This window comes from Anaerotruncus massiliensis (ex Togo et al. 2026), from assembly GCF_030825285.1.
In the GTDB taxonomy this organism is placed as follows: Bacteria; Bacillota; Clostridia; order Oscillospirales; family Ruminococcaceae; genus Anaerotruncus; species Anaerotruncus massiliensis.
Genome location: NZ_JAPJQF010000067.1, coordinates 1 through 12,505 on the forward strand (window position 1 = coordinate 1; position 12,505 = coordinate 12,505).

A 12,505-nucleotide genomic window follows, 5' to 3' on the forward strand; every position below is an offset into this window, starting at 1 on the left:
AACATGGCGACCTGCCCCAACTGCGGACGCCCGGTGAGCGGGCGGGCGCGGCGGTGCGGCTACTGCGGCGAATCGCTGCTTGAGGACTATTTCAGCGCGCCGGGCATGGAGCTCGGCGGGGAAGAGGGCCCCAGCGCGGGCGCGACCGCCGCGACGGTGCTCGGCTCCTTCGGCGCGGTCGCGCTGATCGTGGCGCTCGTCTTCCAGCTGCTCGTGCTCTTCGGGTTTGGGCCGGAGGCGCTCGTCCCGTCCCTCGACCTGGCCTGGTGGCTGCGCACCCTCGCGATGACCGTCCTTCCGGTCGTCTATCTCGTGCAACAGCTGCTGCTCGGCGGGCACCGCAAATCGCTGGTGTTTGACGCGGTCTGGCTCTTTCTCGGCATGTGCGGACTGACGACCACGCTGCTCTGCTACCTCGACCGGGGAAGCGCGGCCTTCTACGGCATGACCGCGATCCCATACCTTCTGGTGGTCGGCTGCGCGCTCGTCACTGTGGCCTGCGTCACCGCGATCCTCGCCTACCGGCGGGAGGAGGCGGACGTATGATCCTTTCCGTCGACGTGGGCAATACCAACATCTCCATCGGCGCTTACGAGGCGGAAAACCGCCTCTTCGTCTGCCATATCCTCACCGAGCCGGACAAAACCGAGGTGGAATACGCGATGCTCTTCCACCACATCCTCCACCTGCACCGCCAGAGCGAGCAGGATCTCAAGGGTGCGATCATCTCCTCGGTGGTGCCGCCGCTTTCGCCCGTGCTCAAGGCGGCCCTCCAGCTCTGCGGGGCCGAACGGGTGCTCCAGGTGGGGCCGGGCATCAGGACGGGGCTCAACATCCGCATCGACAATCCCGCGCAGCTCGGCGCGGACTTCGTGGCCGCGGCCATCGGCGCGATGGACCGCTATCCGCTGCCCGCCATCATCGTCGACCTCGGAACAGCGACGAAAATTTCGGTGGTGGACCGCTCCCGCACCTTTATCGGCGGCTCGATCATGCCGGGGGTGAAGGTGTCGCTCGACGCGCTCAGCAACCGGGCGGCGCAGCTTCCCCACATCAGCCTCGAGGGGCCGGTGCCGGTCATCGGCACCAACACGGTCGACAGCATGAAGTCGGGCGTGCTGCTGGGCGCCGCAAGCATGATCGACGGGATGATCGCGCGGTACGAGGAGGCCGCCGGCCCGGCGGCCTCGGTCGTCGCGTGCGGCGCGCTGGCCGACGTGGTCGTGCCGCTCTGCCGGCGGGAAATCACCGTCGACAGCACCCTGCGCATCGACGGCCTCTATGCCGCCTGGCGCAAAAACAACGTCTGATCCGCGAGAAGAAAGGAACCGCCGCGATGAATAAAATCACCTGCATCTGCCTCGGGGTCCGGGATATGGCCGCCGCCGTCCGTTTTTACAGGGACGGCCTGGGCTTCCGGACCGACTGCACGGAGGACTGCCCCGAGGTCATTTTTTTTGATACGCCGGGCACCAAATTCGAGCTCTACCCGCTGGACCTTCTGGCAAAGGACATCTCCGGAACGGCCCCGCCTCCGGTCACGGACGGCTTCGCGGGGATCACACTGGCTTACAATGTGGAGACGCGCGAACAGGTCGACGAGACTGCCGCGCTGGTGGAACACGCGGGCGGCAGGATCGTAAAGCCGCCCCAGGAGGTCTTTTGGGGCGGTTACCACGCCTATTTTGCCGATTTGGACGGCTACTACTGGGAGGTTGCATGGGGCCCGAATTTCCGCTATGACGAAAACGGGCTCCTGAAATTCTAGCCCGGTCCGGATTTTGCTATTTATTGCGCTGCAATAGATAAATACAACATGCGCTGCATCCCATCCGGGAGCAGCAGCAAGGAGCGAATGACAATGTCCCAGACGACCCGGAAGACCGCACGGCTCGTGCAGTATGCGCTGCTGATGGCACTGCTGGCGGTACTTGGCTTCACACCCCTTGGATTCATCATGGTCCCGCCGGTGTCCATCACGATCCTGCACATCCCCGTCATCCTCGGGGCGGTGCTCTTCGGCCCCGGCTGCGGCGCGTTGCTCGGGTTCGAGTTCGGGCTCATCAGCATGGTCCGCGCCATTATGGCCCCGACCCCGCCGATCGACATGCTCTTTTCCCCGGCCGCCAGCGGCGCGCCGGTCCAGTCGATCGTCATGTGCATCCTTCCGCGCGTCCTGCTCGGCGTGATCGCGGGCGCGCTCTTCCTCGCGCTCAAAAAGCTCCTCCGGAAGGAATCGCTTGCCGCGGGGATCTCGGCGGCGGCCGCCGCCGTCTGCCACACGGTCGGGGTGCTCGGCTGCCTGTGGTATTTCTTCAAGGCCCTGCCGCTGCGCCAGGTCTTTTTGGCCATCGTGGGCGTCAACGGCCTGCTCGAATTGGCCGCCGCCATCCTTTTGACGGCGCTCATCTGCCCGCCGCTGCGGAAATTCCTCAAATCGGGGAGGTAAGCCCTGTGAAGGAAATTGCCATTACAGAGATCGAAAACCTCAAAATCGGCTGCGCGCAGGACCCCGAGGCCGCGACCGGCTGCACGGTGCTCCTCTGCGAGCGGGGCGCGCCCGCGGGCGTGGACGTGCGCGGCGGCGGCCCCGCCTCCCGCGAAAGCCAGCTTTTACAGCCCACCGCCGCCGCCGAGGGCATCCACGCGGTGCTCCTGTCGGGGGGCAGCGCGTTCGGGCTGGGCGCGGCGGACGGCGTGATGCGCTATCTCGCCGGGCGCGGCGTCGGCGTGGATACCGGCGTCCGCCCGGTGCCCCTCGTCTGCGAGAGCTGCCTCTTCGACCTCGGGGTCGGCTCGCCCGACGCGCACCCCGACGCGGAGATGGCCTATGCCGCCTGTCTCGACGCGGAGAAAAACGCCCCGCGCGAGGGGAATTTCGGCGCGGGCACGGGCGCGACGGTCGGCAAGCTCGGCGGGCCCGCCCGGATGATGAAGTCGGGGCAGGGCTTTTACGCCGTGCGGCTCGGGGAACTCAAGGTCGGGGCGGTCGCCGCGGTCAACGCCCTGGGGGACGTCTTCGACCCCGACAGCGGCAGAAAGCTCGCGGGCCTGCTCGCCCCGGACAAAAGCGCCTTCGCGGACAGCGAGGAGGCGCTCTTTGCCGACTATTCGAGCAAACAGAACTTCTTCACCGGCAACACGACGCTCGGGTGCGTCGTCACGAACGGGAAATTTGGGAAAGCGCAGATGGCGAAGATCGCGGCGATGGCCCAGAACGGCTACGCGCGCGCCATCCGGCCGGTGCACACGACCGCCGACGGGGACAGCGTCTACGCCCTCTCGGTCGGGGAGGTCGACGCGGACGTCAACGTGGTGGGCACGCTGGCTGCGCGCGTCATGGCGCGCGCCGTCGCCCGCGCCGTGCTGGCCGCCGCGCCCGCCTGCGGGCTTCCGGCCGCGCGCGGCTTTATGCCCTAAAGGCGTTCATCCCCGCAAAGCCAAAAAGGCCGTGGGTGGGAAAAGGCCCGGCGTTCCGCGGAGCGCCGGGCCTTTTTGCGGGCGCCGGGCCCTGCTTCAGGCGCATTTTTTCTTTGCCGCTTTTATTTTGCAGGAGAAAAAGAACGCGGATTTTGTCGGATTGACAATCCGGAGGGAAGCGGATAAGATAAACTTGGTATGAAATGGAATTGCGGTTTTGGGGGAGGACAAGCGTATGATGAAGGTCATCGTTGCGGACGACGAGGCGAAGGTCTGCCAGCTCATTTGCAGCCTGGTGGACTGGGCGTCGCTCGATATGGAGGTCGCCGGGGTGGCGCACAACGGGATCGAGGCGCTCGAACTCGTGGAGACGCTGCGCCCCGACCTGATCATCACCGACATCCGGATGCCCGGATATGACGGGCTCGAGCTCATCAGCCGCGCCAAGGCGGCCAAGCCCGACCTCGATTTCATCATCGTGAGCGGCTACCGGCACTTTGAATACGCGCAGAGCGCGATCAAATACGGGGTGAGCGACTACCTGTTAAAGCCGATCAAAAAGGCGGACCTCATCGAGACGCTCTTGCGCACGCGGGAAAAATACCTGCGCCGCACCGAGCAGCTCACGAGCGCCGAACAGCTCAAGATGACCATCCAGAGCGACATCGACAAATTGCGCGCCGGGCTCTTCGCGAACCTGCTCCTACAGGGGGGCGCGGTCTCGCCCGACGCGGACATCGCGCGGATCAACGCGGACTACCACTTCCACTTCGCGCCCGGGTGCTTCCAGATGTTCGTGGCCAAGCTCGACTGCCCGGCGGACGCCCTCTGCCAGGACGGCATGAAGCTGCTGACCGAACGGCTGGAAAAGGCGCTGCGCGACGCGCTTCAGGAGCGCTGCGCCGACCTGGAGATCTGCACGCAGGGCTGCCGCGCCTACGGGATCCTGAACTTTCCCGAGGAGGAGCGCAAGACGGTGCGCAAGCAGCTCAAAAACGCGCTCGACGAGCTGCTGCTCCAGCAGGCGCTCTTCGGCGGCGCGCGGCTCACGATCGGGCTGGGCGCGCCCGCCGCGGAGATCGGCGGCATCGGGGAATCGCTCGCGTCGGCCCAGCGGGCCGCCGCGCAGCGGCTGGTCGAGGGGACCGGCAAGCTGATCGAGGGCGGCGCGCAGGAGGCGGAAACGCTCGACCGCGACGCGCTGCTCGCCGAGTTCAGCAAGAATTTCGAGGCCGCGCTCGAGGTGCTCGACGCCGACGGGGCCGCCGCCGCAATCGCCGCGCTGCGCACCCGCGCGCTCGGCGCGCCGGGGGCTTCGGGACAGGAGCTCTTCCGCCTCGCGGCGGACGCGTGCAGCGTCTACCTCATGCTGCTGCGCAACCACCGGCTCACCGAGGGGGACACGCAGGCCTTCTACGAGCGGTTCACCGGCGAGGCGGACCTCTGCCCCGACGCGGGCGCCCTCTTCGACACCCTCTCGCGGATGGTCGGGGAGTCGCTCGAGGCGGTCGTCCGCGACCGCAGGCAGGCCGACCGCCGCCCCATCCGCGCCGCCAAGCAGTACATCCAGCAGAACTACCGGAGCCCGCTGAGCCTCGAGGAGGTGAGCGGGGTGGTCGGCTTCAGCGCCGCGTATTTTTCCTCCCTCTTCAAAAAGGAGAGCGGCCAGAACTTCCTCGAATACCTCTCGGAGGTGCGGATGAACAAGGCCAAGGAGCTGCTCAAGGAGACGAGCCTCAGCGTCGCGGCGGTGTGCGAGCAGGTCGGCTACAACGACCTCAAGCACTTCACCCAGAGCTTCAAGAAGTTTACCGGCCTCAAGCCCAACGAGTTCCGCAAGCTCTATTCCTGAGGCGGGGGGACCGATATGAAAAAGAAATTCAACCGCTACCTCTCCCACCGCGTCCTCCTGCTCACCCTCGCGGCGGCGGCGTTCTTCGGCTGCTTTCTGATCGCGGTGGCCGTGTGCGCGGTGCGCGACGGCGCCCACGCGCTGCTCGCCGTGACCGGCGCGGCCGGGTTCGCCGCGCTCTGCTACGCGGCCTTCAAATGGGTGTTCCTGCCCTATCAGGAGACGAAAAAGATCCTCCAGCTCTTTGTGGGCGGCTATACGATGCAGGGCATCTACGACCTGCGCTACCCGCTCAGCCCCGAGATGGAGGACGCGGTGCTCCGCCTGCGCGCCCAGCTCAACACCAACGAGCTGATCTCCGCCACCAAAAAGCAGGCCCAGTACCTCGCGCTGCAAAACCAGATCAACCCCCACTTCCTCTACAACACCCTCGAGGGCATCCGCGGCGAGGCGCTCGCGGCGGGGCTGACGAACGTCGCGGAGATGACCGAGGCGCTCGCCACCTTCTTCCGCTACACGATCTCCAACGTCGAGCACCTCGTCACGCTTGAGGACGAGCTCGACAACATCGAAAGCTACTACATCATCCAGCAGTACCGCTTCGGCGAGCGGCTGAGCCTGACCGTCGACTGCGGGGACGAGGACCGCGAGGTGCTCTACAACTACCGCCTGCCCAAGCTGACCCTCCAGCCGATCGTGGAAAACGCCATCTTCCACGGCATCGAGCGCAAGGTGGGGAAGGGGAGCATCCGCATCAAGGTGGAGGCGACCGAAATGCGCCTCATCATCACCGTGTCGGACGACGGGCTCGGCATCGAGCCCGAGCGGCTGCGGGAGCTCACCGAAAAGCTCGGCAAGCCCGCCTTCGACTATGTCAAGCCGGACGGGGAGAAGAAGGGCGGCATCGCGATCGTCAACGTCAACAACCGCATCCGCCTGCTCTTCGGGGAGGAGTACGGCATCAACATCTTCAGCACGGTCGGCATCGGCACCGACGTGGAGATCAACCTGCCGCGCATCACCCACGACGTGAAGATCAAAGGGGCGTAGCCATGAAACAGGAAATCCTGCGGCTCGAGCGGGTGACCCGCATCACCGACGGCGTTACGCAATTGGACAATATGAACCTCCACATCTTCCAGGGGGAGATCATGGGGCTGGTTTGCATCAACTCCCACGGCAAGGAGGCGCTCGTCCGGCTGATCTGCCAGAACCTGCCCATCCACTACGGCTACGTCTACTTCCAGGAGCAGCTCGTCAACAACTACGAGCACAGCTCGATGGGAATGAACCGCGTGTCGGTCATCGAGCAGCGCAGCCGGCTGGTGGAGGATCTGACCGTCGCGGACAACATCTTCGTGCTCCGCCGCGGCTTCAAAAAATACCTGATCGAGCCGCGCGTGCTCGAACGGCAGCTCCGCCGGTTCACCGACGACTTCGGCGTCGAGATCGACGCGGGAGCGCCCGTCTCCCAGCTCTCCTTCTTTGAAAAATGCGTCGTCGAGCTGCTGCGCGCCGTCGTGACCGGGGTGAAGCTCGTCGTCATCCGCGACATCAGCAACTTCATCTCCGCCGCCGACCTCGTCAAAATCCACCGCCTGCTCCGCCACTGCGCAGCGCAGGGGATGAGCTTCCTCTACATCTGCAACCACCACGAGGAGGCGTTCACCATCTGCGACCGCGTCACCCTCATGGAGGACGGCAAGGCGCTCAAGGTGCTCGACCGCCCCGACTTCCGCGACGAGACGGTGCTCCAGTTCTCCTGCGAGTTCTTCCGCGGCAGCGGCGCGGGCGGTCACGGGGAGGCCCCCCGCGACGGCGCGCTCTCCCTTTCGGGGGTGGTCACCGACCAGATGCGCGGCATGAGCTTCACCGCCGGCAGGGGGGAGTGCGTCGTGCTGCTCGACATGAACAACACCGTGCTCTCCGACCTCGTGCGCCTGCTCAGCCGGGGGGCGCAGCCGCAGGAGGGGGAGATCCTCGTGGGCGGCGAGAGCTGGGCGCGCAACGCCCGCAGGCTCAAAAAACAGCTCGGCTTTGTCGGGGAGGACCCCATCCACACCTCCCTCTTCCGCGAGATGAGCTACCTGGACAACCTCTGCTTCTGGCTCGACCGGCGGGAGCCGGCCCTCTGGCTCAACTCCGCCATCCGCAAGAGCATCGTGCGGGAGTACGAGCCGCTGGTCGGGGCGGACATCCACGCCCCCGACATCACCGGCCTTTCGCCCGCCTCCCTCTACAGCCTCGTCTACTACCGCGCCCACCTGCTCCACCCGCGGGTGCTCTTCTGCGTGCAGCCCTTTTCGGGCGCGGACATGTACCTGCGCCGCCACATCATCGACCTGATCGGCCAGGTCAAGGCGCGCGGCACCGCCGTGGTGCTGCTCGCGGTGAGCATCTCCGACTGCCTGTCGGTCGCCGACCGCCTGCTCGTCGTCGAGCAGGGGCGGCTCAAACGGGAGTATCTCAGCAGTGAATTCCCGCTCTTCCGGGCGGGGCAATAACCCCGGCGCTTCGGCGGCCGCCCATCCGGGCGGCCGCCTTTCGTTCTCCGGGGACCATCGCCGCGCCCTGGAAAACGGCCCGCCGCCCGGACAAAACCCGCGCCGGATGCGTAAAGGGGCGCGCGGCCGCGAATGTCTTTGTCAGACTGCACAAAAATGAATCGACTGATTTATTGGATATGGACATGAGGCATAAAAACTTCAAAAAATTCCCCCCATAAGACCAAAACCGCCCCCCTTACCGTCCGCGGCGGGGGGTGCTATACTGAAACCGTAACAAGGGCCCGGACATGGGAAAGATAGGTGGATTGGATGCAGGATTATATCGTTGAGATGGAACATATCAACAAGACCTTCCCCGGCGTCAAGGCGCTGGACGACGTCTCCTTCAACCTGCGCGCGGGCGAGGTGATGGCCCTGCTCGGGGAAAACGGCGCGGGAAAGTCCACGCTCATGAAGGTCCTGAGCGGCGTCTACACCCGCGACAGCGGCACGATGAAGCTCTTCGGCCAGGAGATCACCACGGACCTCACCCCCAAAAAGGCGCAGGAGATGGGCGTGGCGATCATCCACCAGGAGCTGAACATGTGCCAGCACCTGACGGTCGCCGAAAACATCTTCCTCGGACGCGAGCGCACCAAATCGGGCGTGCTTTCCGAGCGGGAGATGAAGCGGGAGGCGGGGGCGATCCTCGGACGCCTGAACATCGACATCGACCCGGACATGGTGGTCGGGGACCTGGCGGTCTCCAAGCAGCAGATGGTCGAGATCGCCAAGGCGCTCTCCACCAACGCGCGGGTGCTCATCATGGATGAGCCGACCTCGGCGCTCACCTCCAAGGAGATCGACGACCTCTTCGTCATCATCCACAAGCTCAGGGACGAGGGATGCGGCATCGTCTACATCTCCCACCGGCTGGAGGAGCTGCAGCACATCGTCGACCGCGTGACGATCATGCGGGACGGCAAATTCATCACAAGCGTCAACTTCGCGGACACCAACATGGAGGAGATCATTGCCAACATGGTCGGCCGCGAGATCAAGGAGAAGTTCCCCAAGGTCCGCTGCGAGCGGGGGAAGAAGATCTTCGAGGTCAGGAACCTCAACGCGGGCCGGATGGTCCGCGACGTGAGCTTCGACATCTACGAGGGCGAGATCGTCGGCATCGCCGGGCTGATGGGCGCGGGGCGCACCGAGACTACCCGGGCGATCTTCGGGGTGGACCCGAAGGAGGGCGGGGAGGTCCTCCTCGACGGAAAGCCCCTCGACATCAAATGCCCGATGGACGCGATCAAGGCGGGAATCGTGCTCGCTCCCGAGGACCGCAAAAAGGACGGGCTGTGCACCAAGCTGTCGATCCGTGAGAACATCGCGCTGCCGAACCTGGATATCCTCTGCAACGGCGCGGGCGTGGTGAACGCGAAGAAGGAGCGGGAGATGGTCGACCGGACGGTCAGGAACCTGACCATCAAGCTCCCGAACGCGGAGGTCAACGCGGCGAGCCTGTCGGGCGGCAACCAGCAGAAGGTGGTCGTCGGCAAGTGGCTGGCGCGCAACTCCCGGGTCGTCATGTTCGACGAGCCGACGCGCGGCATCGACGTCGCCGCGAAGGTGGAGATCTACAACCTCATGAACGAGCTCAAGCAGAACGGCATCGGCGTCTTCTTCGTCTCGTCGGAGATGCCCGAGATCATGGGGTTCGCGGACCGCATCATCGTGATGTGCGACGGCAGGGTCACCGGGGAGCTGATGGTCGGGGAGGCCACCCAGGAAAAGGTCCTCGAATATGCGACCCGCTTTGAAAACAAGCTGCAAAAGGACCGCGCGGCCACCGCGTGACGAAAGAATAGTTGGGAGCGTTCGATATGGAAAGAAAGCAGAGTCCTCTGAAAAAACTCTTCGCGATCCGCGGAATGGGGCAGGTCGTCACCGTCACCGTCGGCCTCGTCATCCTGTGCATCGTCTTCGGCATCCTCAACCCCATGTTCTTCTCGGGGAAGAACGTCGGCAACCTGCTTAGGCAGATCGCGCCGATCCTGATGATCGGCATCGGGCAGTCCTATGTGCTCATCACCGGCAACATCGACCTTTCGATCGGCTCGGTCGTCGGCATGAGCTGCATGATCTCCGCCACCCTCATGACCAAGGGGGTCAACCCGTGGGCGGCGGTCGTCATCACCTTCGTCTGCTGCATCGCGGTCGGCGTCCTCAACGGACAGCTCGTCGCAAACTGCAAGCTGCCCCCCTTCATCGCCACGCTGGGCACCATGACCATCGCGCGCGGCATCGCGCAGATCGTCAACAACAACTATAACACCGACTCGATCGGCGAGGGCGCGCAGGGCTTCCGCGACTTCTTCTACTACGGCAAGCTCGCGGGCGTCTACAACACCATCTGGATCGCCATCGTGCTGTGGCTCGTCTTCAACTTCGTCCTCAGCAAAACCCGTACCGGCCGCCACATCTACGCGGTCGGCAGCAACATCGAGGCGGCGCGCCTGTCGGGCGTCAACGTCATCACCTCCACCACCAAGGCCTACGTCGTCAGTTCGATCTGCGCCTGCGTGGTCGGCCTCGTGACCTGCGCCACCAGCGGCATGGGCACGATGGACGCCGGCAACATGTATGAGATGTACGCGGTCGCCGCGTCGGTCATCGGCGGCGTCTCCACCCTCGGCGGCCAGGGCATCCTGCTCGGCACCGTCATCGGCGCGTCGATCTGGGGCGTGCTCCAGAACGGACTGCAATTCGCGGGCGCGCCGGTCGCCATCCGCAACATCGTCATCGGCATCATCGTCGTGGTCTCCGTCCTGCTCGACGTCGTCGTGCGCAGCGGACGCAAGCCCCGCCGCAAAAAGGAACCCGCCGCCGCAAAGGCCGCCTGAAACCCGAATTAAAGCGGAACTGCTTTAAGGATAAACTGGGACAAAACGTTAGGAGGAATTCGAGAAATGAAAACCAGAATTACCGCGCTGCTCCTGTGCTTCGTCGTTGCGCTGGGCCTGATGGCCGGCTGCTCGAGCGAGAAACCCGCCGCCGAACCCGCGGCTCCCGCCAGCACCGCCGAACCGGCCCCCGCCGATGCCGCCGAGCCCGCAGCGCCTGCCGGCAACTACAAGGTCACCCTGATCACCATGGACCAGATGGACCAGCACTGGGTCAACGTCGACAAGGGCTGCAAAGAGGCCGTCGCCGAGCTGGGCAACGTTGATTACAACTGGCTCGCTCCCGACGTCAAGGACGACGCCAAGCAGATCGAGTGCATCAACAACGCCGTCGCGGGCGGCGCGCAGGCCATCCTGCTCGCGGCCAACGGCCCCGACGCGGTCACCGCTTCCCTGAAAGAGGCTGAGGCCGCCGGCGTCAAGATCGTCTATGTCGACTCCGCCGCCGATTATCCGGGCGTCGCGACGCTGGCCACCGACAACAAGGCCGCCGGCACCACCGCGGGCAACGAGATGATCAAGGCCCTGGAAGCCGCCGGCATCACCGAGGGCAAGATCGGCATCGTCAACGTCAACGCCGCCACCGCTTCCACCGTCGCCCGTGAAGAGGGCTTCCGCGCCGCCTTTGAGGGCACCAAGTTTGAGATCCTCGAGACCCAGTACGGCGACGGCGACGCCGCGAAATCCAAGGATATCGCCGCGAACTACATCACCCAGGGCTGCGTCGGCATCTTCGGCGCGAACGAGGGTTCCACGGTCGGCACCGGCAACGCCATCCAGGAGGCCGGCGGCACCGTCATCGGCGTCGGCTTCGACAAATCCGACACGATCCTCGGCCTCATCAAGAACGGCTTCCTGCTCTGCACCATGGCGCAGAATCCGGACGTCATGGGCCGTGAAGGCGTCAAGGTTGCCGTCAAGGCGCTCTCCGGAGAGACCATCGACCAGACCAACGTCGACACCGGCGTTTCGGTCCTCAACAAAGACACCATCTAATCTCCCAATTCTCTCCCTGCGCGCGGTTTTCCGCGCGCAGGGAAACCCATCCCCGGACGGAAGGTTTCCCATCTGACGCCGGGGCCGGAAACGGGCGGCTTCCGCTGGTCGGGGGCCGCCCATGGATTTTTTCCGCCCTGCGGTCGGTTCTGGATTTGCCGCGCTGCGCCCGGCGGGGCTATCGCGGGAATTGCCGCCCGTGGGCGGCAAGAATCACGGGCGCGTTCCGCCGCGCACCACGGGTTCCTTTTCGGACGGACGAAAAGGAACCAAAAGTCCGCCTAAGGGGGCTCCACCGCCCCCTTAGGTATCCCCTGGAGTACCTTGCCATAACCCGCAGACTACCGCCGCTCCCCACGGGTACACCAGCTGAGGGCTCAATTCAGGTTGCAGGCGCTCCCAACAGGCAGAAACGGAATGCGCGGCGAGCTTGCCGGGTAGGCGCACGCGCATCGGCTTGACCGATCGCGGGGTCAGTTGTGGGCAGGGGCCGCAACTGACGTGCGCCCTGCGCGCGCGGGCGGCTGTACCGCCCGGTTTTCCGCCTCCCCGTGGGCGCTGCGCGCCACGTAAAAGCGGCCGTGCCTCCCCGGGCGCACTTCCGGTACGGTTCCTGAGACTCGCCGGCAGAGGCATTGCGCCCGCGGCGCGGCGGCGGGCGGGATGCTGAAGGCTTGTCCGCTGATCTGTGACAGGGCGCCGCCGACTTTGGCCGCAGGCCAACCGGAGGCGGCGCTGGGGTCGCAGGGGATTTGGCCGCAGGCCATCCTGATAGAGAATCCGGCCCG

10 protein-coding genes and 1 pseudogene are annotated in these 12,505 nt (G+C 65.3%); all 11 read left to right on the top strand.

The annotated features are described in order from the left end of the window. A pseudogene (locus RCI06_RS13145) lies at positions 1-546 on the top strand (zinc ribbon domain-containing protein); the annotation flags it as partial. Beyond that, positions 543-1,310, top strand: coding sequence for a type III pantothenate kinase (locus RCI06_RS13150; protein ID WP_306576331.1), 768 nt, complete (start codon positions 543-545; stop codon positions 1,308-1,310). The pseudogene RCI06_RS13145 and the gene RCI06_RS13150, both read left to right, overlap by 4 nt. Before the next feature lie 26 nt (positions 1,311-1,336). Next, on the top strand, positions 1,337-1,768 hold the full coding sequence (locus RCI06_RS13155; RefSeq protein WP_306576332.1) for a VOC family protein: 432 nt from the start codon (positions 1,337-1,339) through the stop codon (positions 1,766-1,768). A gap of 93 nt (positions 1,769-1,861) precedes the next feature. Then, on the top strand, positions 1,862-2,449 hold the full coding sequence (locus RCI06_RS13160) for an ECF transporter S component (protein WP_306576333.1): 588 nt from the start codon (positions 1,862-1,864) through the stop codon (positions 2,447-2,449). A gap of 5 nt (positions 2,450-2,454) precedes the next feature. Continuing rightward, a complete protein-coding gene (locus RCI06_RS13165) occupies positions 2,455-3,420 on the top strand; it encodes a P1 family peptidase (protein WP_306576334.1) in 966 nt (321 codons plus the stop codon). Positions 3,421-3,655: 235 nt separating this feature from the next. Next, on the top strand, positions 3,656-5,272 hold the full coding sequence (locus tag RCI06_RS13170) for a response regulator (RefSeq protein WP_306576335.1): 1,617 nt from the start codon (positions 3,656-3,658) through the stop codon (positions 5,270-5,272). Positions 5,273-5,287: 15 nt separating this feature from the next. After that, entirely contained in the window at positions 5,288-6,322 is a 1,035-nt protein-coding gene (locus RCI06_RS13175; RefSeq protein WP_306576336.1) for a sensor histidine kinase, read from the top strand. Between the two features lie 2 nt (positions 6,323-6,324). Beyond that, the gene (locus RCI06_RS13180; protein WP_276873081.1) at positions 6,325-7,776 is read left to right on the top strand and encodes an ATP-binding cassette domain-containing protein; all 1,452 of its coding nucleotides are present in this window, start codon (positions 6,325-6,327) and stop codon (positions 7,774-7,776) included. A 312-nt stretch (positions 7,777-8,088) separates the two neighbouring features. Next, entirely contained in the window at positions 8,089-9,615 is a 1,527-nt protein-coding gene (locus RCI06_RS13185; protein WP_256153028.1) for a sugar ABC transporter ATP-binding protein, read from the top strand. A 26-nt stretch (positions 9,616-9,641) separates the two neighbouring features. After that, positions 9,642-10,661 (top strand): ABC transporter permease, encoded by a 1,020-nt coding sequence (locus RCI06_RS13190; RefSeq protein ID WP_121587188.1) that lies wholly within the window; start codon positions 9,642-9,644, stop codon positions 10,659-10,661. Positions 10,662-10,727: 66 nt separating this feature from the next. Next, positions 10,728-11,717, top strand: a complete 990-nt coding sequence (locus RCI06_RS13195) for a substrate-binding domain-containing protein (RefSeq protein ID WP_172439101.1) — start codon at positions 10,728-10,730, stop codon at positions 11,715-11,717. Positions 11,718-12,505 lie beyond the last annotated feature (788 nt).

What these genes read in the sequence shown, in the direction of transcription:
- RCI06_RS13150 (WP_306576331.1), top strand. Translation starts at nt 543, where the DNA reads ATGATCCTTTCCGTCGACGTGGGCAATACCAACATCTCCATCGGCGCT.
- RCI06_RS13155 (WP_306576332.1), top strand. Translation starts at nt 1,337, where the DNA reads ATGAATAAAATCACCTGCATCTGCCTCGGGGTCCGGGATATGGCCGCC.
- RCI06_RS13160 (WP_306576333.1), top strand. Translation starts at nt 1,862, where the DNA reads ATGTCCCAGACGACCCGGAAGACCGCACGGCTCGTGCAGTATGCGCTG.
- RCI06_RS13185 (WP_256153028.1), top strand. Translation starts at nt 8,089, where the DNA reads ATGCAGGATTATATCGTTGAGATGGAACATATCAACAAGACCTTCCCC.
- RCI06_RS13170 (WP_306576335.1), top strand. Translation starts at nt 3,656, where the DNA reads ATGATGAAGGTCATCGTTGCGGACGACGAGGCGAAGGTCTGCCAGCTC.
- RCI06_RS13195 (WP_172439101.1), top strand. Translation starts at nt 10,728, where the DNA reads ATGAAAACCAGAATTACCGCGCTGCTCCTGTGCTTCGTCGTTGCGCTG.
- RCI06_RS13180 (WP_276873081.1), top strand. Translation starts at nt 6,325, where the DNA reads ATGAAACAGGAAATCCTGCGGCTCGAGCGGGTGACCCGCATCACCGAC.
- RCI06_RS13175 (WP_306576336.1), top strand. Translation starts at nt 5,288, where the DNA reads ATGAAAAAGAAATTCAACCGCTACCTCTCCCACCGCGTCCTCCTGCTC.
- RCI06_RS13190 (WP_121587188.1), top strand. Translation starts at nt 9,642, where the DNA reads ATGGAAAGAAAGCAGAGTCCTCTGAAAAAACTCTTCGCGATCCGCGGA.